General features: G+C 40.8%; 28 protein-coding genes and 3 riboswitches. Of the genes, 10 read left to right on the top strand and 18 right to left on the bottom strand.

Going from position 1 to position 21,493, the window contains the following annotated elements:
* Positions 1-154 precede the first annotated feature (154 nt).
* The 3 genes from LQ188_RS09535 to LQ188_RS09525 form a co-directional block, all read right to left on the bottom strand.
* Positions 155-469: an MGMT family protein gene (locus LQ188_RS09535; RefSeq protein ID WP_260358387.1), complete on the bottom strand. Its 315-nt coding sequence runs from the start codon at positions 467-469 to the stop codon at positions 155-157.
* Between the two features lie 19 nt (positions 470-488).
* Positions 489-1,049 (bottom strand): MEDS domain-containing protein, encoded by a 561-nt coding sequence (locus LQ188_RS09530; RefSeq protein ID WP_230176690.1) that lies wholly within the window; start codon positions 1,047-1,049, stop codon positions 489-491.
* Between the two features lie 238 nt (positions 1,050-1,287).
* Positions 1,288-1,458 carry a hypothetical protein gene (locus LQ188_RS09525; RefSeq protein ID WP_170971649.1) on the bottom strand — a complete coding sequence of 57 codons (171 nt, stop codon included), beginning with the start codon at positions 1,456-1,458 and terminating at the stop codon, positions 1,288-1,290.
* 148 nt (positions 1,459-1,606) lie between these two features.
* Here LQ188_RS09525 and LQ188_RS09520 point away from each other — a divergent pair, with 148 nt between their 5' ends.
* Complete coding sequence (locus LQ188_RS09520) at positions 1,607-2,536, top strand: SDR family oxidoreductase (RefSeq protein WP_230176689.1); 930 nt, start codon at positions 1,607-1,609, stop codon at positions 2,534-2,536.
* A 121-nt stretch (positions 2,537-2,657) separates the two neighbouring features.
* Here LQ188_RS09520 and LQ188_RS09515 read toward each other — a convergent pair whose 3' ends face one another.
* The 6 genes from LQ188_RS09515 to LQ188_RS09490 all read right to left on the bottom strand — a co-directional run bounded on the left by LQ188_RS09515 (position 2,658) and on the right by LQ188_RS09490 (position 8,154).
* Positions 2,658-2,843 (bottom strand): sporulation protein Cse60, encoded by a 186-nt coding sequence (locus tag LQ188_RS09515; protein WP_048682016.1) that lies wholly within the window; start codon positions 2,841-2,843, stop codon positions 2,658-2,660.
* 64 nt (positions 2,844-2,907) lie between these two features.
* Positions 2,908-3,990 carry a tartrate dehydrogenase gene (locus tag LQ188_RS09510; RefSeq protein WP_230176688.1) on the bottom strand — a complete coding sequence of 361 codons (1,083 nt, stop codon included), beginning with the start codon at positions 3,988-3,990 and terminating at the stop codon, positions 2,908-2,910.
* A gap of 267 nt (positions 3,991-4,257) precedes the next feature.
* Entirely contained in the window at positions 4,258-4,569 is a 312-nt protein-coding gene (locus tag LQ188_RS09505; RefSeq protein ID WP_034309364.1) for a rhodanese-like domain-containing protein, read from the bottom strand.
* A 161-nt stretch (positions 4,570-4,730) separates the two neighbouring features.
* Positions 4,731-5,759 carry an NADH:flavin oxidoreductase/NADH oxidase gene (locus LQ188_RS09500; RefSeq protein WP_101223042.1) on the bottom strand — a complete coding sequence of 343 codons (1,029 nt, stop codon included), beginning with the start codon at positions 5,757-5,759 and terminating at the stop codon, positions 4,731-4,733.
* Positions 5,760-5,924: 165 nt separating this feature from the next.
* The gene (locus tag LQ188_RS09495; protein ID WP_101223043.1) at positions 5,925-6,767 is read right to left on the bottom strand and encodes an aldo/keto reductase; all 843 of its coding nucleotides are present in this window, start codon (positions 6,765-6,767) and stop codon (positions 5,925-5,927) included.
* A gap of 181 nt (positions 6,768-6,948) precedes the next feature.
* Positions 6,949-8,154: an MFS transporter gene (locus LQ188_RS09490; RefSeq protein ID WP_230176687.1), complete on the bottom strand. Its 1,206-nt coding sequence runs from the start codon at positions 8,152-8,154 to the stop codon at positions 6,949-6,951.
* 188 nt (positions 8,155-8,342) lie between these two features.
* Between LQ188_RS09490 and LQ188_RS09485 the strand changes: the two genes are divergently transcribed.
* The 3 genes from LQ188_RS09485 (at position 8,343) to LQ188_RS09475 (ending at position 10,430) form a co-directional block, all read left to right on the top strand.
* On the top strand, positions 8,343-8,714 hold the full coding sequence (locus tag LQ188_RS09485) for a winged helix-turn-helix transcriptional regulator (protein WP_063232600.1): 372 nt from the start codon (positions 8,343-8,345) through the stop codon (positions 8,712-8,714).
* A gap of 229 nt (positions 8,715-8,943) precedes the next feature.
* Positions 8,944-9,249, top strand: a complete 306-nt coding sequence (locus LQ188_RS09480) for a hypothetical protein (protein ID WP_101223496.1) — start codon at positions 8,944-8,946, stop codon at positions 9,247-9,249.
* Between the two features lie 38 nt (positions 9,250-9,287).
* Positions 9,288-10,430, top strand: a complete 1,143-nt coding sequence (locus LQ188_RS09475; protein WP_230176686.1) for a CAP domain-containing protein — start codon at positions 9,288-9,290, stop codon at positions 10,428-10,430.
* 89 nt (positions 10,431-10,519) lie between these two features.
* Here LQ188_RS09475 and LQ188_RS09470 read toward each other — a convergent pair whose 3' ends face one another.
* Positions 10,520-11,713: a nucleoside transporter C-terminal domain-containing protein gene (locus LQ188_RS09470; RefSeq protein ID WP_101223498.1), complete on the bottom strand. Its 1,194-nt coding sequence runs from the start codon at positions 11,711-11,713 to the stop codon at positions 10,520-10,522.
* A gap of 166 nt (positions 11,714-11,879) precedes the next feature.
* A riboswitch (purine riboswitch) is annotated at positions 11,880-11,980 on the bottom strand.
* 254 nt (positions 11,981-12,234) lie between these two features.
* Between LQ188_RS09470 and LQ188_RS09465 the strand changes: the two genes are divergently transcribed.
* Positions 12,235-12,939 (top strand): YetF domain-containing protein, encoded by a 705-nt coding sequence (locus tag LQ188_RS09465; protein WP_230176685.1) that lies wholly within the window; start codon positions 12,235-12,237, stop codon positions 12,937-12,939.
* 101 nt (positions 12,940-13,040) lie between these two features.
* Here LQ188_RS09465 and LQ188_RS09460 read toward each other — a convergent pair whose 3' ends face one another.
* Positions 13,041-13,787 (bottom strand): alpha/beta fold hydrolase, encoded by a 747-nt coding sequence (locus tag LQ188_RS09460; protein ID WP_101223046.1) that lies wholly within the window; start codon positions 13,785-13,787, stop codon positions 13,041-13,043.
* Positions 13,788-14,097: 310 nt separating this feature from the next.
* On the opposite strand from LQ188_RS09460, the gene LQ188_RS09455 reads away from it, so the two are divergent.
* Complete coding sequence (locus tag LQ188_RS09455) at positions 14,098-14,418, top strand: PadR family transcriptional regulator (protein ID WP_230176684.1); 321 nt, start codon at positions 14,098-14,100, stop codon at positions 14,416-14,418.
* Positions 14,419-14,813: 395 nt separating this feature from the next.
* On the opposite strand, the gene LQ188_RS09450 is transcribed toward LQ188_RS09455, so the two are convergent.
* Together LQ188_RS09450 and LQ188_RS09445 are read right to left on the bottom strand one after the other, a co-directional pair.
* Positions 14,814-14,963 (bottom strand): hypothetical protein, encoded by a 150-nt coding sequence (locus LQ188_RS09450; RefSeq protein WP_157831025.1) that lies wholly within the window; start codon positions 14,961-14,963, stop codon positions 14,814-14,816.
* Between the two features lie 21 nt (positions 14,964-14,984).
* A complete protein-coding gene (locus LQ188_RS09445) occupies positions 14,985-15,527 on the bottom strand; it encodes a VUT family protein (RefSeq protein ID WP_230176683.1) in 543 nt (180 codons plus the stop codon).
* Positions 15,528-15,576: 49 nt separating this feature from the next.
* Positions 15,577-15,619, bottom strand: a riboswitch (PreQ1 riboswitch).
* 250 nt (positions 15,620-15,869) lie between these two features.
* On the opposite strand from LQ188_RS09445, the gene LQ188_RS09440 reads away from it, so the two are divergent.
* Together LQ188_RS09440 and LQ188_RS09435 are read left to right on the top strand one after the other, a co-directional pair.
* Positions 15,870-16,352, top strand: a complete 483-nt coding sequence (locus LQ188_RS09440) for an SRPBCC family protein (RefSeq protein ID WP_101223048.1) — start codon at positions 15,870-15,872, stop codon at positions 16,350-16,352.
* Positions 16,353-16,380: 28 nt separating this feature from the next.
* Positions 16,381-16,821 (top strand): SRPBCC family protein, encoded by a 441-nt coding sequence (locus LQ188_RS09435; protein ID WP_230176682.1) that lies wholly within the window; start codon positions 16,381-16,383, stop codon positions 16,819-16,821.
* A 136-nt stretch (positions 16,822-16,957) separates the two neighbouring features.
* Here LQ188_RS09435 and LQ188_RS09430 read toward each other — a convergent pair whose 3' ends face one another.
* Both LQ188_RS09430 and LQ188_RS09425 read right to left on the bottom strand, forming a co-directional pair.
* Positions 16,958-17,929, bottom strand: coding sequence for an HD domain-containing protein (locus tag LQ188_RS09430; RefSeq protein ID WP_230176681.1), 972 nt, complete (start codon positions 17,927-17,929; stop codon positions 16,958-16,960).
* 46 nt (positions 17,930-17,975) lie between these two features.
* Positions 17,976-18,275 (bottom strand): hypothetical protein, encoded by a 300-nt coding sequence (locus tag LQ188_RS09425; protein WP_230176680.1) that lies wholly within the window; start codon positions 18,273-18,275, stop codon positions 17,976-17,978.
* A gap of 230 nt (positions 18,276-18,505) precedes the next feature.
* On the opposite strand from LQ188_RS09425, the gene LQ188_RS09420 reads away from it, so the two are divergent.
* Both LQ188_RS09420 and LQ188_RS09415 read left to right on the top strand, forming a co-directional pair.
* Positions 18,506-19,075 carry a TetR/AcrR family transcriptional regulator gene (locus LQ188_RS09420; RefSeq protein WP_101223052.1) on the top strand — a complete coding sequence of 190 codons (570 nt, stop codon included), beginning with the start codon at positions 18,506-18,508 and terminating at the stop codon, positions 19,073-19,075.
* A gap of 50 nt (positions 19,076-19,125) precedes the next feature.
* Positions 19,126-19,473 (top strand): DUF4260 domain-containing protein, encoded by a 348-nt coding sequence (locus LQ188_RS09415; RefSeq protein WP_101223053.1) that lies wholly within the window; start codon positions 19,126-19,128, stop codon positions 19,471-19,473.
* A gap of 52 nt (positions 19,474-19,525) precedes the next feature.
* On the opposite strand, the gene queE is transcribed toward LQ188_RS09415, so the two are convergent.
* Genes queE through queC form a run of 3 tightly spaced genes read right to left on the bottom strand, consistent with a single transcriptional unit; the run spans position 19,526 to position 21,382 of the window.
* Positions 19,526-20,254, bottom strand: coding sequence for a 7-carboxy-7-deazaguanine synthase QueE (gene queE, locus LQ188_RS09410; protein WP_230176679.1), 729 nt, complete (start codon positions 20,252-20,254; stop codon positions 19,526-19,528).
* Positions 20,247-20,717 carry a 6-carboxytetrahydropterin synthase QueD gene (queD, locus tag LQ188_RS09405; protein WP_101223055.1) on the bottom strand — a complete coding sequence of 157 codons (471 nt, stop codon included), beginning with the start codon at positions 20,715-20,717 and terminating at the stop codon, positions 20,247-20,249. Before queD ends, queE begins: the two co-directional genes overlap by 8 nt.
* A complete protein-coding gene (queC, locus tag LQ188_RS09400; RefSeq protein WP_101223056.1) occupies positions 20,717-21,382 on the bottom strand; it encodes a 7-cyano-7-deazaguanine synthase QueC in 666 nt (221 codons plus the stop codon). Before queC ends, queD begins: the two co-directional genes overlap by 1 nt.
* A 55-nt stretch (positions 21,383-21,437) precedes the next feature.
* A riboswitch (PreQ1 riboswitch) is annotated at positions 21,438-21,480 on the bottom strand.
* Positions 21,481-21,493 lie beyond the last annotated feature (13 nt).

The following is a 21,493-nucleotide window of genomic DNA, read 5'->3' as shown; positions in this document are numbered from 1 at the left end:
CGCTTGGATCAGCCTCTTTTAATGCGATTTCGTAAGCCTATACCATCCATTCGGTGTTTGTTGGGCTTTGATTCAGGCGAAGATGCGGTTATTTGGGTCTTCACCGTACTTTTTTGGGCCGTACCCGCGACGCCTCTATTATCCGGCTTTTTGTTTAAAATATTTCTGGATGATGGCGAAAGGCTTCAAGATCAATGGTATTCCGTTTCGTGAAAGTGACGCCTTCACTCTCGAGCATCGCCTTCTGGTGTTCTGCGGCTCCCTCCGCTTTTATGCCGATTTCTCCTTTGGCATTGATTACTCGGTGCCAAGGAAGGTCATGCTTTTTGCTGCTTGAATGAAGGATCCTTACGACCTGCCTTGCACCGCGCGGACTTCCGGCGAGCTGTCCAATTTGACCATATGTCATCACTTTACCGGAAGGGATTTGTTGTATGATATTAATTACCCGTTCAGTAAAACTTTCCAAATAACTCGCCCCTTCCATTCTATCCGTTTGCTAAAATCGTGATTTTTTCATCGGTTATCAGGACCCCATGATGCTTGATCAAGTTTATTTTAAGCTCGGCAGGCACTCTGCAGTCATCGTACGCACAAACAGAAATCAATCCTCGTTCCTTGATCAATTTGTCGATTCCTTTTTCATATTCTCCTATCGCTAAGGTGGCTTGATCGTCATGGCCCCATTCAACATGGCCCCAAGTCCGCACGTGCTGATTGCGTTCAGTATATGTAACGATATTTTCCAAGAAATAATTAACCATCGTCGAAGGATGGAAGTTTCCATGAAAACAATAAAAATCAAAATTGTTCATAAGATGCACTTGCTCCAATTGCTCCTCATTTAAATGAAGCTGCAATTTCTTGTACACAAAAGGAAAGATACGGTCATTTTCGACGACCAGAATATGGTCTCCCTGTTCAACACCCTCAATGATGAATGTTGCCTCATTTTCAATGTAGGCTTCCAATTCATTAAAACAGTATAAGATATGTCCACCATCCGATTGCTGTAGATTTTCTATTAGTTGTTTCATATTGTTATCCAAAATGGATCTCTCCTTTAAATACACCAGTCCGCTCTATGTATTATGTATAACTTTACCTATTATCTCCGTGTTTGTAAAATTCATAGATAAATATAATCAGTTTTTCTTAATGACATCTGTTATGATCGGGAACTTAGTTGAATCGAATTGAGGCTGCTTCTAGTCCACTCATCTAAAGACCAAGGCAGCCCATTTCAGCAAACTCCTTTCTTCATGCATTCCCCCTGGTACGTTGACCTTAAATCACGGGATAATACGGCACATAGCGCGGGTTATAATAATATGGCGGTCTTGGTCCTATCAGCGGCAATTCAAAGGTATTTGGGTTGGAATCATATAACAACTCCACTTTTTCATCAGATTGATCGACCAATAACAATTTCACTTCTTCGCTATAATAATATGGCATATTGAGGCCTCCAAAAACTTTTTTTCTACACTTCAGCATATTCGAGCTGTACGGCAACGAGCCCGTACCCATACATGTTCTTCATGCACGGCATATACCTGATCGTCATAGAGTAATCCGACTAAATTCTTTTTTAGGAGGACTCCTCATGGCAGAAGATAAGAAAAAGAAATCATCATGTGAAGGCTATCCCATGCATCCGAATTATGGAAAAATCACTCGTTATCAAGACGTCCCCATCACGGTTCCGGAGCAACGCCAATTTCGCCAGCCTGGTGTAGAAAAATTAATGGTGCCACGGCCCATCATCGAAAATCCCAATTATAAGGGCAGTGGAAAATTAACAGGCAGTGTCGCATTGATAACTGGCGGAGACAGTGGAATTGGCGCTGCGGCTGCCATCGCTTTTGCTAAAGAAGGCGCAGATGTTTCCATCGCTTATCTGGATGAACATGAGGATGCCAATCGGACTAAAACGAGAATTGAAGAGCTTGGACAACGTTGCTTACTGCTGCCTGGTGACTTAAGGGATAAACAGCAATGCATCAAGATCGTGGAAGACACCATCGAAACATTTGGAAAGCTCAATATTCTTTGTAACCACGTGGGTATTCAATTTCAACAATTAAGCTTGCTTGATATTACGGATGAGCAATTCGATGATACCTTTAAGGTGAATATCTATTCCCACTTCTACACGACCCGTGCTGCCCTTCCCCATTTAAAAGCTGGGTCCTCCATCATTAATACATCTTCTGTCGTGACGTTTAATGGGAATAAGCAATTAATTGATTACACGGCGACTAAAGGGGCCAACATTGGTTTTACCCGTGCCTTGGCAAACAGTCTTGTCGATCAAGGCATCCGGGTGAACGCCGTTGCACCCGGAAGGTTTTGGACACCCCTCATCCCGGCAAGTTTCTCGGCAGACGAAGTGACACAAGTCGATAACCCGATGGAGCGTCAAGGCCAGCCATTTGAACTGGCTCCCACCTTTGTCTATCTCGCTTCTGATGATTCCCGTTTTGTGACAGGACAAACACTTCATGTCAACGGCGGGGAAGCGACATCGTCCTAATTTCCACATCGTATATGCTCCCTTCCGAGGAAGTCAAAATTCTGATTTCCATAAAAAAGACTACCTATTGCCTGCCAGCAAGCAATAGGTAGTCTAATGTTGATTATAGGCCAGCCGGCCTTTATTTTTTTTTATAGATGATCATCGCACTAAAACAGTAGATCTGTTCCTCTTCCTCTTCACCTGTAGTGGCGACATTGTATTTGATATCGACTATTTGATTATCACGAATGTCTTCAAGGAAAAAGTTCATTTCATCCTCAAGATCCTTTTCATGCTCATAATCAAATAATTTGACTTGTATCATCGGCTCTCCCCGCCCTTTTACTATAATGATAGTTATTGTGCAGGATGCCCATTTTCCAAAAATATTATACTTGATTTGTTTGTAAAGCGGATATTAATGCAACCACTTCATCCCCGACTTCTCCTGTAGAAGCTGTCCCGCCCATATCAGGGGTGAGCGCCTTTTTATCGACCATCACCTGTTCGATCACGTCCAACACTTTAGCACCCCAAACCTCATGCCCAAAGAAATCGAGAATCTGACTGGCGGACCATATGGCCGCAAGTGGATTGGCAATGCCTTGATGTGTTATATCCGGGGCTGAACCATGGATCGGTTCGAACATCGAAGGATAAATCCGTTCCGGGTTTAAATTGGCACCGGCCGCCAGTCCCATCCCGCCTGCAATGGCAGCACCTAAATCCGTGATGATGTCACCAAACAAATTGGAGGTGACAACGATTTGAAACCGTTCGGGCTGCTTGACAAAATACATGCTTGCAGCATCGACCAAATAGGAATTCGTTTCTACATCCGGAAACTCCTGTCCAATTTCTTCAAAAACCTGATCCCAAAAAACCATTGAATAATTCAAAGCGTTCGCCTTGCTTATACTCGTTAGCGTCCTGCCCGTCTTACGCGCAAGTTCATACGCATAACGGATGATCCTCTCCGTCCCTTTTCTTGAAAAGACCCCCGTCTGCAGGACGACTTCTTCCGGCTTGCCTTTAAAAAGCCAATCACCGGCACCGGAATATTCCCCTTCACTGTTTTCACGGATGACAACCATATCGATTTGGTCACGAGTCACGTCCTTTAATGGACAGGGTGCACCTTGAAGCAATTTAACGGGTCGAACATTCACATATTGATCAAATCCCTTTCTGATTTTCAGCAGAAGTTCACGTAAAGAAATATGGTCCGGGACACCAGGATAACCGACCGCCCCAAGATACACAGCGTCAAACTTCATCAGTTGTTCAAGTCCTTCGTCGGGAAGCATTTTACCGTGCTCCAGATAATATTCACAGCCCCATGGAAAATAGGTGAACTGGAAAGAAAAATCCCCGGCAATTGCAGCTACTTCTTTAAGGACCTTGACACCCTCATCAATCACCTCAGGGCCTATCCCGTCACCCGCAATGACCGCTATTTTATGAACATTCATGCTTCAACTCTCCTTTTTCTATATTTTCTGATTTTAACCCCCTAATTTTAACATATAATTTATACATTCCAGTTAGAAGAGGTCCATACAGAAAAAAGAGACCTTTCATGATGAAAGGTCTCTTTTTTTACGCCTTCAAATATGCGCGTCTTTCTGCATATTCACGGCACTGTGAACAAACCATGATCTTTTTTCTTTCTTCATTCAAATAAACCGTCACATTCCTGGATTTACGCTTACAAAAGTAACAGGTCTTTTTGAGGAACCTCACTTAACGATGACTTCGCCGTCCCATTCAAGCATTCCGCCAACCATGTTTGCCACTTTATATCCTTGTTCCTGAAGATAATGGCATACATTTTCACTGCGGCGTCCTGAACGGCAGATAAAAATATATTCTTTTTCTTTATCAAAATAGTCAAGGTTTGCCGGGATATCATTCATGCGAATATGTTTAGCGCCTTCGATCATTCCCTCTTGCACTTCTTCGTCTTCACGAACATCGACAAGTTCCATCGCTTCTCCTGCCTCAAGCTTAGCTTCCACTTCTTCAGTTGTAATGATTTTGATTTCTTCCATAATTAGCACCTCGAATTATCGTTTGATTTATCTTTTTCATTATAGCAAAATTTCCAGTTAAACATCACGTAATCGATTTCCTGATGAAAATTCCCTCAAGCCTGACTGTAAAAACGCCGGCGAATATATTATTCGCCGGCGTTTTAAAGCATGAATTCGTATTAATGCTTGAATCCCAGTTGATATTGTTCAGGGATCTCCGTTTTTTTATTCAAAGCTTTAGATGCTTCCAATGCCCAATAAGGGTTTCGCAGCATTCCTCTGCCGACGGCAACCAAATCCGCTTCTTCATTACCTATGATTGAATTTGCAAGAATCGGATCATCTAATCTACCTACGGCAATCACCGGAATATCCAAAGCTTTTTTGATTTCCCTGGCCAACGGAGTTTGATAGCTGGCATGGGTACCAGGCCTTCCGTCTGCTCCAATCGGGCCTTCTCCTCCAGAGCTCACATGGAACATATCGACGCCTGCTTCTTTAAAGACTTGTGAAAATGCAATGCTTTCTTCAATACCATATCCGCCTTCAACGTATTCTTTTGCAGAAATGCGCATGATTAAAGGCATGTCGGCAGGCATTTCGCTTTTCACTGCTTTAATGACTTCCACTCCGAATTTTGTCAGGTCTCTTCCATATTCATCATCACGTTTATTCGTAAGCGGTGATGTGAATTGGTGGATTAAATACCCGTGTGCACCATGTAATTCGATTACGTCAAATCCTGCTGTAACTGCCCTTCTGGCCGATGCCCGGAATTTATCGACCATTTCCTTAACTTCTTCCGTTTCTAAAGCTCTTGGTGTTTTGTACGTTTCATCAAACGCAATGGCTGATGGTGCCACCGGCGTTTCCGCATCCTCCGCTTTACGGCCTGCATGGGCAATTTGTATTCCGATTTTTGCACCGTATTGATGAACTTCCTTAACGATGTTGGAGAAAGCCCCAATTTGATCGTCGGACCATAATCCAAGATCGCGATTCGAAATGCGCCCATCAGGCTCCACATCGGTCATTTCAACTATAATTAACCCCGTACCGCCAACTGCCCTGCTTACATAATGCTGATGGTGCCAATTCGTTGGTATACCATCTTCCGCTTCGACGGAGTATTGGCACATCGGCGGCATGACGATCCTATTTTTCAGTTCAAGTTCTTTTATGCGATAAGGTGAAAATAAATCATTCATAATTTTTTATCTCCTTTTTTATATAATGCATGCACATGCATTTATATCATCCCAGTAATACTGTGTCAACTAATCAGATTCCCGAAGCTGTCATTGTAAATTCCGATGCAGAAATCCATAAAAAAAGAGAAAGACGGATATCCCGTCCCTCTCCTTCATACTTAATTAAAAGTCGAAATTATCAGGATCTGGACCAACACGGTGATTCTGATTCAATCCATCAATTTGTTTCATTTCCTCTTCTGTCAATTCGAAATCGAATACAGTTGAGTTTTCAACAATACGATGTTCTTTAGTTGATTTTGGAATCGTTACAATCCCATTTTGTAAATCCCAGCGTAAAATGACTTGTGCAACAGACTTGCCATGGTTGGTCGCAATTGCTTGTAATACTTCATTATCCAGCAGTTCACCTTGCATCAAAGGAGACCATGCTTCAAGTTGTATTCCTTGTTCCTTACAAAATGCCTGAACTTCTTTTTGAGTTAAACGCGGATGGCATTCCACTTGATTGACCATCGGCTTCACTTCTGCATCTTCCATCAAATCTTTTAGATGGTGAATTTGGAAATTGCTCACACCGATCGCCTTTACTTTTCCTTCTTTATATAAAGTTTCTAACGCTCTCCAAGCTTCTTTATATTTCCCTTCCACTGGCCAATGGATAAGATATAAATCCAAGTACTCCAAGCCAAGTTTCTTTAAGCTTTTTTCGTAAGCCGCGATTGTTGATTCATATCCCAAATCAGCATTCCAGACTTTTGATGTTACGAATAATTCTTCCCTCGAGATTCCAGCTTCTTTCAATCCCTCACGGATCCCTTGTCCAACCCCTTCTTCATTTTCATAAATGGCAGCCGTATCGATGCTGCGATAACCATGTTTAATGGCCACTTTAACTGCATTTACTAGCTCCGGTCCTTCTTCCACCTTAAATACGCCCAATCCGAACCAAGGCATTTTAACTCCATTATGCAACGTAGTTGTATCTTGTAAATTTTTCACCATTATACTCTACCTCCAAATTTTCTCTTCATTGTTTTTTAAGATTGTAATGCGTTTAAGTATCAGTATCATTACATCCCTTCAAGGAACCTTCCATCATTCGCTGAAGGGATGCAATGATACTTGGTTATTGATACTCTAAACGCATAGCATGCTTTTTCTAACATGCATCACTTTTTCATTCCTATGCTATTTTGTCCGTTCCCTTGGTACGGTCTTTACTTTCCAAGGCCCGGCTCAAGCCTGTTAAAATCACTGCTGCAAACACCATGACTCCACCTATCCACGCTGTATGGATCAGTCCGATCGAATCGGTAATCACCCCTCCTAAGTAGGCACCAATGGCGATTCCCGCATTGAAGGCGGCAATATTGATGGCTGAAGCCACGTCCACTGCACTCGGCACGAAACGCTCCGCTAACATGACGACATAGACTTGAAGCCCTGGAACATTCATGAATGCAAACAATCCCATTAAAATGATCGTAATTAAACCAGCTATCTTAAACGGTGCCGTGAAGGTCAAGACCACCAGCACAATGGCTTGTATAAGAAACATATAGAATAGGGCATTAATAGGATTGCGATTGGCCAATTTCCCGCCGAGAGTATTCCCTATCGCTATGGCTACTCCATATACTAGCAAAATCAAGGCCACAGTTCCTTCTTTAAACCCTGTTACTTCCTGAAGTAATGGCGACAGGTACGTGAAGACAACGAATGTACCTCCGTATCCTAACGCTGTAATGATGAATACTAACAGCAAACGTCCATTCGTCACCAATTTGATTTGGTCACGGAACGTCGTCCGTGCAGCTTTTCTTAAATCGGATGGGACAAGGATGCCATTTCCGATGAAAGCTATCAGGCCGATTGCCACAATGATGATGAAAGCGAATCTCCAGCCGAATTGCTGCCCGATGAACGTTCCAAACGGAACTCCGGTCACCGTTGCCACCGTTAGACCTGTGAACATGATGGCGATGGCACTCGCCCTGCGGTTTTCAGGGACCAAATCAGCCGCAATCGTAGCGCCGATCGACATGAAAATACCATGTGCAAGCGCTGAAATGACACGTGCGATCAATAATACACTGATCGTGGTCGCAGAAGCCGCCAATGCATTTCCGGCAATGAACACGACCATGATCCAAAGCAATAAGGTCTTTCTCGACATATTCGATGTAAGGGATGTAAGGATAGGTGCCCCGAACATGACCCCCAAGGCGTATAGAGATACCGTCAACCCCGCCGTCGTGACTGTAATGTGTAAATCTTTAGAAATGAGCGGTAATAATCCCACGCTGATGAACTCGGTTGTTCCAATTGCAAAGGCGCTGATCGCTAAAGCGAGCAATGCCCATGTACTTCTATTTTTATTTGAAATCATATCCTCTTCTCCTTCTTGTTGTTTTGTACTATCATTGAAATTGCCTAAGCAACTTTTTTTATAAATGGTACAGTGGAATTCGGTGTGCAAATGTTATTATGAGATATAATACAAATAAAAAACAGTACGTACTTTAAAGTAATATAGGTACCTTAAAGTTCCTATAAAATAAGGAGAGTATACAAAACATGCAAAAAAAGAAGTACAATATATCCGTTGAAGCAACACTGGAAGTACTGGGCGGGAAGTGGAAATGCGTAATCCTCTGCCATCTGACTCACGGAAAAAAGCGGACTAGTGAATTGAAGCGCCTAATGCCAAACATCACCCAAAAAATGCTGACTCAACAATTGCGGGAGTTGGAACAGGACGGTGTCATCAATCGGATCGTTTATAACCAGGTCCCCCCAAAAGTGGAATATGAATTAAGTGAGTATGGACAAAGCCTGGAAAGCATCCTATCCGCACTATGTACCTGGGGGGAAAACCACATAACCAGGGTGTATGGTGATAAGTTTTCCGTTCTAGAGGAAAGTGTATTGAATGATCAATTAAAGTAATCTTAAACAAAAAGGATTAGCTTGAGGTTGCTAATCCTTTTTTGTTTATAAAGAATTCTCCTGGTTTAACCAATAATTAAAGCTAGCCCCATATTCCCATAAATTCCCCATCGTAAGAGGCACCTGTTTTATTCCCCTCCTTCTTTTTGGTATAATATGTAATATCACATCATTTAAAGTTTTTATTTTTTAATCGAAGAAGTATAATGGTGAAACCAAGGAGTGACATATGAGGGTCTTATTAGAATTGATACGCATCATATTAATATTCGGGATAGCCGGCACAATCATTTCGAGCATTGTAAACGGCATATATATAAACATAGGAGTGAATCAGTATGGCTGGCTAGGATCGATTGCGATACTGATTTTATTATTCGTCTGGTATAGAAATAAACTTCAGTTCAGTGGCTGGTACTCGGGAAAAGGGAAGGAAAAGCTTCCAAAAACAGCCTCACAAATACTCATTCTGTGTTCACTATTTTTGTTATGTGCCCCACCTGTCTTAAGTTTTGTGCCGATGATCTTTCATTAAACGGGATTTATATCCTGGATAGAGCAGGAGTGATCGATTTGCGGAAATTGTTTAATATTGTGGTCCTCATACTCCTACTCTCTGGATTATGGTATGGATATGGTAAAGATATTCAGGAGTCTGGATTCAAAGCAGGGGTTAGTGCCTTTGCTTCAGATGTTCGTTCCTTTATAAACGGGCCCGAGGTTTCAACCGCTTTGGAAAAACTGAGTACTGGAGTCAGCAGCCTGATTGGCTCGCTGTCGGAAACATTGGATACCGCTTCTGAAAAAGAATTGCAGGAAACGGAAAAAGTGAAAAAACCAGCACTGGAAGCACCTGCTGATGCATCCTTCTCAGTCCGTAATATCGAAATTGGCGATACGAAGGATGATGTAGAAAAATTGGCTGGTAAAGCAAAACGGAATACGCGAAATGAATATGGCGTGGACTGGTTCGCCTATCACGAAAATTATCAAAACTTCTTCATGGTTGCCTATGATAACAACAATAAAGTTGTTGGTTTATATACGAACCAAGATTTGATTTCCTCAAAGGAGGGCATTAAACGCGGCACCCCCAAAGAAACCGTGACTGGGAAAATGGGGGAGCCTGTAACAAAACTGCTTAAAGGAAACGTCTATTACCAAATTCGAAGTGACAGCGGCGAATACGATATGTTTGAAATGGATAATAGCTATGTGACCATTTTTTATGACAAACATGAGAAAAATACAGTCACGGCAATCCAAATCATCGACGCAAAACTCGAAAAGCAAAAGAGCGGCTATTTTGCAGAAGCCGGTCCTGGATTAAAGAAGGGCTTTGAATATCAATTATTCGATTTGACCAATGCCTCACGGGTCAATCATGAGCTATCAGTGCTTTCATGGGATAAACAAGTGAAGGTCACTGCACAGGATCATAGTTCAGATATGGCCGTTAATCAATACTTCAACCATACAAACCTTGAAGGAGAATCCCCTTTTGACCGGATGGAAGATGACAAAATCAATTTTCGAATGGCTGGGGAAAACCTGGCTGCCGGTCAGAATAGCAGTATCTTTGCCCATGAAGGCCTAATGAATTCCATTGGACACAGGGAGAACAAATTACAGAAGGATTTTGAATCGCTCGGTGTCGGAGTTGCCTTCGATGAGGAAGATAAACCATATTATACGGAAAACTATTTGACGAAATAAACGAAAAAGCTGTGCAAGGGAAAACCTGCACAGCTTTTTTCATATAAAAGAGGGCACCCATTCATAAAAATGGATGCCCATTTGTTAAATCACCAAACGAATAATCCAACGACCATGGCACTTAGCAAGGAAACAGCCATCCCGCTAACCAGCAGCTTCCAAACATTCCTTCCGATAATGTTCGATTTCTCATCATTGAGAATGGAATTGAATGTTCCATAAATCATGCCCACTGTACTGAAGTTGGCAAATGACGTCAGATAAGTGACAGCCACAGCAACTGTATGCGGAGGCAGTGTACTGACTTTATCTTTTAAATCGAGCAAGGCAACGAACTCATTTGTGGCAAGCTTGATTCCCATCAATTGAGCAACATACATGGCATCATGTCCAGATAATCCAAGCAAGAATGCAAATGGACTAAAAATGACAGAGAAAATCTTTTGAATGGTCAATCCATCCACGAAGAAACCGAAAATGCCGTTTACGCTGGCCGTTAACGCCACATAGCCGATAACCATTGCCATGATGACGAAGACCATTTTGGCCCCAACCAGCATACTGTTGGAAATGGTGGAAAAGAAATCTTTACGTTCCTCCTTGGAAGGTACATAAACGACGTCTTCTTCTTTACTGACATCGACAGGATTCAGCATGTTAGCTATCAGCAGGGCATTTAAGCAATTCAAAGGTATCGCTACAAAAACATAGGTTGCCGGTACCATGGACAGGTAGGCTCCAATGATTGAACCGCTGATGCTGCTCATGCTCATGATTCCAAATGTCAAAAGACGCTGATCCTTAATCGCACTGAGCTGAAGGCGGAGTACGGCAAGTGCCTCAGTATTTCCTAGGAACATCATCTGAATCGAAAAGAAACTCTCAAGTTTTGGCAATCCGGATACTTTTGAGATGAGCCATCCCACTTTATCAATGATCCAGGTAAGTATACCGAAATACGATAAAACATCAAAAAACGTGATAATGAAGATAATTGGCATCAATGCGCTGAAAAAGAAATCCACTTGTTCATTTGCCATAAGTGAAGGAAAGACAAAAGAAATCCCTTCATTCGCACATTCAATCAACCAGGTGAAGAATGAAGCGATCAGATTAATGACCCACGCCCCAATTTTTGTCGATAACATGAACCATGTGATAAGCAATTCTAGAACCAGCAAGGTAAGAATGGCTTTCCACTTAACGTTCCTTTTATTAGGTGAACAAAGGTAAACGATGCCCATTACAACTAAAACACCTAATATATTCAATAAGAAATACATGCTTTCATCCCCTTTGGCTATATCATTTCCCATTCGTTTTTTTTATATAAAAAGCCCTCACCTTTTTACACCTTCAGCCGCAGGAAGAAAGTGTGAAAAAGTAAGAGCATCCATTCAAACATGTTATATGGATCACAAGCGAACCAACATGAACCTGTCCATCTCTTCTATATTCATACTTCCTTGTAGTCCGGCATTACGGCTGCCAGGTAGAAACTATCAGACCATCGTCACTGATATTATACAAGGATATTTTTTAAATAAATTTCTTAGGAAAGATATCATTTTAAATCAGTTTATTTTTAATTACAATACGTTTTAAAGTTGTTATATTAATATAAATTTTTTGAAAACATTTAAGAAAGTCTCAGAAGGACCGAGGTTGGGTAATACTTAAGAAGGAGGTGGCTTAAACTATAAACGGCCTTATCTAAAGATGTCTTAAATACGCTCCCAGTTGTTTCAATTCATCCTACTGACCATTACATCTCCTTTAAAGGAAATAAGGACGTGAATTTTTTGTGGAATTTTTTAATAGCCAGGAAACTCTTACTGCAATCCAGTGGACTTTAAGAGCCATTATATCCTTCATCTTCTTACTTTTTTCGGTTAAATTGATGGGACAACGGTCCATTTCGCAGTTACGGTTACTTGATTTCATAATGGCATTAATTATTGGAAACATTCTTGCTCACCCTTTATCTGATGAACAGTTAGGTTTGGAGGGCTCAATGATAACAACAGGTGTATTGGTCATTTTATATATAATTAGTGTGTTTACAAGCCTTAAGTGGGGTAAACTCCGAAGGTTTTTTGACTCTGATCCCTTTCCCCTTATCGAAAATGGACAAATCATATACAAAAGCTTGGCAAGGGCCCGAATCTCGATCGATGTTTTATTATCGGAATTAAGAAAAGAAAAAGTCAAAGATATTCAAAAAGTATCACTCGCACTATGGGAACCAGGTGGTACCATTTCATTGTTCTTATATCCTCAATATGAAGCGGTAACCCCAGCAGATATGCACCTAGCAACAAATGCCTTCACATTTCCTAAAACGATTATTAAAGAGGGAAAGATTGATTCTAAAGAATTAAATCGGGGCGGCAAGGACGAAGCATGGCTGAAAAACAGAATCAAAATAACATATAATGCCGACGTGAACGATATTTTATTGGCAACTATTGACAATAACGACACCTTAAATGTCTTTTTCTACAAATAAATCTTCAGCCAAAGTAAAATCCCCTCAAGTATAGTGTAAAGCCTACTTATGAATGCAGGCTTTACACAGTTTAACTTAAAGGGGATTTATCAACTCGCTTATTACTCCGACCAGTTCAGTGTATTTAAGAACTTATACACATCTTCATACACCTGTTCACGTTCCTTGCCCAATGTGATAATATGGCCTGAATTTTCATACCATATCAAGTGTTTATGCTGCGTATCGACTTCATTGAAAATCGCTGTAGCACTCTCCGTATAGTCAGGATCATCCAAGCGCCCTTGTAAAACAAGCGTTGGTGATGTGATTAAATCTAAATTTTCACCGGTCTCATTTATAATATTCAGCACATCTTTAAGTTGAGGCATAGGCTCTTCTTCCAGCAGCTTCACTTCTGCAGCAATTTGGTCTGCATTTTTTCCCTCAAACTTCTTATAAGCCTGTGCATAATTGAGCAAGCGGTTCTTTTGTCGATCGATACTTTTCCCTTGCGTCGGAGCGCACATTGAAACTACGCCTTTTACAGGCAATTCAATTCCCACTTTTAATGAGAAAACTCCTCCTAAGGAAATTCCTACAACAGCAATTTCTTCATAGCCTTCTTCTTTAAGGAATTTATAGCCATTAACTACATCTTCCCACCATTCCTTTGGACCAGTCTTAACGAGTTCCTCACCAGACACTCCATGCCCTCTATAAAGAGGTCCGTGGCAAGTATAGTCAAGATCATTCAAGTATTTCCCTAATTTCTTCATATCTCCTGTACTTCCGGTAAACCCGTGAAGTAAAAGAACTGCTCTCTTTCCACCAATATATGTGAATGGCTCTGGTGCTTTCACTTTCATCTATCTAGGACCTTCTTTCTTTGCTCTTGTTGATAAATAGAATCTAAATGATTTTTGAAAAAAAATCAATTAATACCCCTTGAGTAGTGATTCTTCTATCCTATTCCGTATTTTCATTAAAACAATAAAATCATGTATATAGTATCCTTACCACACTCTTCACAACTCATCCGTTCCGAAGCACATTTTACTATGATTAAATTTATTTAGCAATCGTCATTTAACCATTTTTTTTTAGAAAAGTAAAATGCACCTTGTGATACGATGTACAACGTATTACACTTTAGAAATGAAAAGGAGGAGAATTTATTTGGATAAAGAATTAATGAAGGGAAGCATTGACCTCCTTTTGCTTTCACTTCTTTCACAAAAAAAGCTATACGGCTATGAAATCACGAGGATCTTGAAGGAAATGAGCATGGGCAAATATCAAATAAGTGAAGGCACCCTCTACTCCGCCCTGAAACGGTTAGAAAAAAAAGAATTCATAAAAGGCCATTGGAAAGAGTCCGAGTCAGGCCGCAGGAAATATTATCATGTCACCGAAAATGGACAAACCGAACTTGAACGGAAGCGAGAATGCTTTTTCTTCCTCGAAAAATTAGTTCGGAAAACCACAGAGCAATTCTAAACAAAATACAAAGCTTCCTAGCCCCATTAATGGAACGGTGCAGGAAGCTTTTTTTGATGTTTACTCGTGAATTCGTCCTGCACTCATAATTTCGCACTGTTTATTCGTGAATTACTCTTGAGTTCGCACTGTTTACTCGTGAATTTGCGCTGTTTACTCGTGAGTTTCGCTCTTTTACTCGTGAGTTTGGACTGTTTACTCGTGAATTTTGCACTTTTACTCGTGAATTCGTACTGCACACTTAGTTCGCACTATTTAATCGTGAGTTTTTCACGTTTACTCGCGAGTTTGCGCTGTTTACTCGTGAGTTTCGCACTTTTACTCATGAATTCATACTGCACTCTGATTTCGCACTTTTACTCGTGAGTTACTCCGTTAACGCGCAAAAAAAGGACCTATTTTGGTCCTTTTTTGTCAATTCCTTTATGCTTGCGATAATTGGCGCAGGAGAGCTTCATGCATTCCCCTTGAACATGGGGGCCATATTTTTCACGAAAGGCCTCGAGGCAATAGCATTTATCTTCTTCCTTTTTGGTTCCTTCCATCGAGTGCACCCCTCCTGGCATTTAACTGGAGACTACACGTTTCTCCAGTTCTACGTTGATTCGTCCCAACAGTACGGCACCAATTGACTGTATGATGGTTTTAACGATGATTTGCCCGATGACCGCAGCGGGTACTGCTTCCCATGGCAATATATTGGCACCCAGTGGACTTAGACCAATCACGACAAATATCACCGAATCGAAAAATCCTCCAACGATCCCGCTGTAAAACACCCTCCAACTCATCGGAAGCTTTAAACGGGTATAAATTTCCGTGTCCGCCGTTTCTGCGACCACAAACGATAATGCGGAAGCAAATACAATCAGTAACGTATCCCCTAATAAAAATGATACACATGCAGATAAAATAAGTGCAGTGACGATACATAAATAGGTCTTCGCGCGGCCGAATTTATTCTGGACCAGATCTCGGAAGATGAAGGTTCCCCCGATGAGCAATGTCCCCATCGGGATGATGAACATGCCAAAATGTAATGGCGCAAAAGCTGCTGTAACCACATTCGCCGTGATTATGGATACTAAATACAATAAAATTCTTAACATTCCTAATTCTCCTTATACAGAAAAAACAGCACCCTAAGAAAGAGCACTGTTCTCCTTAGTTTTTTTGAGAGGGTAGCTAGAACCTCTTCCGCCCGGGCGGATTATCATTTTCCTCATTTATCGTAGCTTGAAAACGATTGGAAATCAAGAAGTTTCCATATGGCCCTTTTATGTTACGGAGAATCCGATATTAGCAATTCACTTCAAATCTTCTTCAATGCAATGACTTTGCCGATTTCTGTCGCAAAAAACTGCTTGACCGCCTGTATATGAAAGCCGAAAATCAATGATAGAGTCATGTTATGATCTTGATACCTTATTTGGCGAGGAGGAAAAAGAATTATGAAAAAAACTACGTTTGTCTATCCTATTTATATCGCAACCACACCAGAGAAGCTTTGGGAAGCCTTGACGAGTGGTGAAGTCACGAAGAAATATCACTTTGGATTGCAAGTACAGTCTGACTGGCAAGAAGGGGCAGCCGTTAAATATTTGCTGGAAGATGGGCGGATTACTGATCATGGTAATGTACTTAAATGCGAGCCGTTGCACCTGCTCTCGTTTACATGGATCATGGCAGGAGACGAAACACCTCGCGAGCAGCCTACACGGGTCACTTTTGAATTACAGAAAATGGGCGATTCGACTGTGAAGTTAATTCTTAGGCATGAGGAGCTTCTGAAGACAGATTTCGTATATGATGACAATACCTATGAAGGCTTGAATAATGGATGGCCAGCCATTCTAAGTAACCTGAAGAGCTTGCTTGAAACTGGACGGACACTGCCGTCAATATCAGTAGATTGGGATAGTGGAAAACAATAAAAACAAATCGAAAGAGAGTTGTTTTAGTATGGATACCCAAATAATCACGAAATTTAAGATAATCAAGCCAGCTAATGAAGTGTTTGAAGCCATAGTGAATCCTGAAAAAATCAGGAATTTCTGGTTCTCATCGAGTTCGGAAAGATGGGAACAAGGCAGGACAATTACATTGAGATACAACGAATACGATGCTGAAGTGGTCATTAATGTAATGGAAGTTGAGGGAAATAGGAAAATCGTGTTTGCGTGGGGCGGAAATGATCAAGAAACGATTGTTACCATTACACTAAAAGAGTTGGATAAAACGAGTACAATCATTGAAGTAAACGAATCAGGATTGAGTGAGGACGACCCTGAAATAATAAACAAAATGATCGGACAAAAAGAAGGTTGGGTTTATACATTAACCTGTTTAAAGGGTTATTTAGAAAATGGCGTTAATACTTTGAGAGCATCATTGGTTTTTTAATTATTAAAGGGTGCTGGTTCAGATGATAAGGCATCCGTTAAGCAAGCTCCTTCCTAATGTCGATTGTCTAAATCAACTAAGGGAGGAGACCTAGATGTTTCCGAGAAAAAACTTCCCGTATGGTTTGACACGAAATTCAATCGGAAATCACTTTTAGATACATGCCCTTTGAAGCTTTTTTGTAGGCTTCAATTCCCATTTTCTTGACTTTTTCCGATACACTGGATGATATTACCAATTTGGTTCCTTGAATAACTGAAGGATCTATCAGGCGCATTTTATTTTTCCGATGTATATCGTATTCCACTTGATCTTCTTTCAACTTTACATTACCATGGATCCGTTTTAACAGGTTTTGAACTTCATGGTCTTCAGTGAAGCTTAACAAGCACATGACTTCTTCATCTGTACCGAGTAAGTCATCAAGGCTGATCAGTTTTTTTGCTAAAGCCACTTTTAAGGTCTTTGCCAAGATATCATAGCCATATATATTAAGTGGGTTCATGAAAAAATCAATAACTTCGCTGTAATACGTTTTCACAAACCATTCCGCCGATTCAATATTATCCAGATACATCCTTCCATTTATTATGATTACATGTTCTAGGAATTCTTTAATGGCTTCGATGGTGATATGTCCATATTGATACATATCCCGGAGAGTATAATCTACCCGATCGGCACATAACTCAGGTGCTGGCTGTTCAAGCAATTCCCATTTTGATTGAAAAATGACTTTACGATCATATCCATATTCCTTCAGTATAAATGGGATTTCGGATTCCATAATGACTTGTTCATATATTTTTTCATGATAATCTTCATCCTTACAATCCAGAACGAAATCAATTACATGTGAGAATGCAGTGTGGGATACGTCATGCAGCAAGCCCGCGATTTGTTCCTCCAATGAACCTCCAAGCGCTTTTATTAAAAGCATCACACCAATTGAATGGTCAAATCGTGTGACATCCCACTTCTCATTAACTAAATAACTTGCCCCGCCTTGATGTATCCCCTTCAATCTTTGGACCGGTTTACTTACTATCAGCCCTTCCAGAACTCCCTCTACAATGTGTTCCCCATAGATACTATCCGAAACTATCAATAACTGCCGCCTCCACCATTAGTTTACTCATTACAGACAGGTGATTTCACTGATTTTTTTCTGTAAAAATTATTTCTCCCTTTTGATTTTGCACATATTGCTTTTTTACCAAATTTCCCAATTCCTCTTCATCATTCAAATCGACATCACTCGGATTGTCCTCATCAACTCCATCTATGATCACCATTTCATTTATTATTACCTGTTCTCGTGGATACACTTCAAAAATGTCTTCTACAGGAATTGTTTTATCTTTATACGGTTTATTGAATAAAAAAAAGCCGTCAAGACTATGAAAATTGATGCCAAAATACCGAATTTCTTTTTCATTTATCCATCCCCTCAAAGCTCCAATAATATCCTTATAATACCATATAAGGGTATTAAAGTTAAAAAGAAAAACGCTGCAATGTCCTGAATGCCCCCCTTTGCAACACTGGTGGAATTCCGCTTCAGTAAATGGTAAAGTTTATCTTTAAAAACAGGAATTTATTATTCAATCTAATATTTGACATTTGGAAATCAGTGAGCTATCATCCTAATTAACCAGTGGTCAATTAATAAGGAGGTGACAAGATGTCGCCAAGGAAATCGGCAGGTAAAGAATTATCCAGGGACATGGTGTTGAATGAAGCTAGAAACCTTTTTGCAACGTTAGGGTATTCTAATGTCTCCATGAGGCAATTGGCTAAATCATTGGATTGCAGCCATGGAGCCATTTATTATCATTTTAAAAATAAGGCGGAAATATTTTATAGTTTGGTAAAAACGGATTTCTCCGTTTTAAATAATTTAATCGATGATATCATCATGTCGGAAAAGGATTCTTCTGTAAAAATGGAAAAGATTTTATTGTGCTTCTTGGAGTTCGGTCTAACCCAACAAAATCATTATTCCATCATGTTTTTATCGAAGGAAAAAGAAATTCAGCAGTTACTTCAATTTGATTCTAATAAAACATATGAAAAGCTCATCCAGTCCCTGACGGACCTAACGGACAACAAATTGAATCCTGCATCCATATGGTCGATTTTTCTTTCTCTTCACGGATTTATAACTTTTTATATTAATTCTGAGCTAACTTATCAAGATGTAAAAGGCTTAGCTTATTTTCATGTAAAAAATATCATCAGGAACATCATATAATTTTTTGAATATTATTGACCATAGGTCAATTAAACATTGGAGGTTTTAATATGGTAAAGAAATACCTTCATATTGAAGGACTCATGGTCCTTTTAGCGGTGATTTACATCTATTCGTTATATGAATTCAGCTGGTGGATTTTCCTTCTATTGATTTTATCGCCTGATGTTTCCATGCTGGCCTACCTGATCAATGATCGGATTGGAGCAAGGGTTTATAACTTATTTCATACTTATACTCTTTCCATCTTCATGATTTTGCTAGCCATTTTTCTAAAGTCTGATGCATTGATGCTGATTGGTTTAATTTGGACTGCGCATATTGGAATGGATCGCTTATTTGGATATGGCCTTAAATACACATCATCCTTCAAAGCTACACACATTCAAAGGTTGTAATAGCTTAAAAGGCAGTGTGATTACGCATCACACTGCCTCCGCTTTCTTTTCTTTATACGCCCCGCTTGTTACCCCATATATAGGTATGCAGCTGGGGCAGGACTTTCACATCATTCAATTCATCATCTGTTATCACTTTATCAATTAACTCTTCGTACTTCTTCAATAGGCCGCTGATCAATTGACGATCATCCGCCGTCCTGCTGTCGTCATTGCCGACCTGCAGATAAAAAGGAATTTCCGGGTAACGCCCATGTACATGTTTGGCATAATGATAATCTTCCTCGTTAAATACGACGATTTTCAATGAGACATGGTTTTCAGGATTTCGATTGGCAAGGTTCGAGATGATTTTGTCGAGCACCGTAAAGTCGGTGTTCATTCCAGAGCTCGGCGGCTTAGGTGAAATAGTCAGTTCATCAATATCGAGAAACCAATCCTGCCATCGGCTCCCTTGGGTTTCGACACCTATTTTCATTTTATTTTCATGTAAGATCGCTATCAAGCCGTTTAGGTTTTTCAGCAGAGCCGGGTTTCCTCCTGATATCGTAACGAAGGAAAAAGCGGAACCCCCAATACGCTTCAGCTCATCCCATATTTCTTCGGCAGTCATCTGGACGGTATCTTCCTTACCGGTGCCATCCCATGTAAATGCGGAATCACACCAGGCACACGAATAATCGCAGCCGGCCGTCCGAACGAACATGGTTTTTTGGCCAATGACCATTCCCTCTCCTTGGATGGTCGGCCCAAAGATTTCCATAACCGGGAGTTTACTCACTTTCCATCCACTCCCGTCTGGCTTCGGCATAGCTTGTCGGCGTTTCGTACAGTCGAACAAATTCGACTCTAGCACCTTCATATTCTTTTAATGAAAGGGATTCGGCCATTTTTTCATAAATCCAGACAACCATATTTTCAGCTGTTGTATTCATGAGCGGCAGGGTTTCATTCAAATAACGGTGATCCAGGTGGATTTCAATTTCATTTTTCCATATATCCTTGATGTCCCCAAAATCTATCATCAACCCGCGTGAATCTGTATACCCGCTTAATCCGAAAATGACCTTATACGTGTGGCCATGCAGGTTCTTGCATTTTCCTTCATAATCATGCAGATGGTGTGCCGCATCAAAGGTGAATTCCTTACTCACGAGAACCCTCTTGTTTGTATACTTCAATTGGCTGCGCTGAATATCTTCATCTATTTTTTGGAGTTTATCCACTATCGTAAAACCGTACATCATGAAAGCACCTTCCGTCTGCTTACATAGTCATCCAGTCCTTTTTTCCGCAGATTACATGCCGGACAATCTCCACAGCCGTCGGAGATGATTCCGTTATAGCAAGTCAGGGTCTTTTCGCGTACAAAATCGAACGCGCCTAGCTGATCCGCTAGCTCCCATGTTTCCTCTTTATTAAGCCACATTAGCGGCGTATCAATGACGAATGACTGGTCCATCGACAAGTTCAAGGTCACATTCAATGATTTAATGAATACATCGCGGCAGTCCGGATATCCGCTGAAATCCGTTTCACAAACACCGGTGACAATATGTTTAGCGCCAATCTGACTCGCCAGCACTCCGGCAAACGAAAGGAACAGCAAATTCCTCCCTGGTACGAACGTCGACGGCAATTCCCCTTCTTCTCCGTCCGCCACCGCAATATCACTTCTCGTCAGCGCATTTGGTGCCAGTTGGTTCAGCAGCGACATGTCAAGGATATGATGGTTTATGCCCAATTCCTTGGCAATGTTTTGAGCGCATTCAATTTCCAAGCTATGCCGCTGGTTATAATCGAACGTCACCGCTTCCACTTCCTCAAATCTCTCCATCGCCCAGAACAGGCACGTCGTACTGTCCTGACCTCCGCTAAACACAACCACTGCCTTTTCTTTCTTCTTCATTTCTATAAAACTCCTTTTTACGGAAAAAAACAGCACCCTAAGAATAGAGCACTGTTTCTCCTTAGTTTTTTTGAGAGGGTAGCTAGAACCTCTTCCGCCTTAACGCGGAAT

Origin of the sequence: Peribacillus sp. Bi134 (assembly GCF_918698065.1) — a bacterium.
Taxonomy (GTDB): domain Bacteria; phylum Bacillota; class Bacilli; order Bacillales; family DSM-1321; genus Peribacillus.
This window is presented reverse-complemented; position numbering and strand designations above follow the sequence as displayed.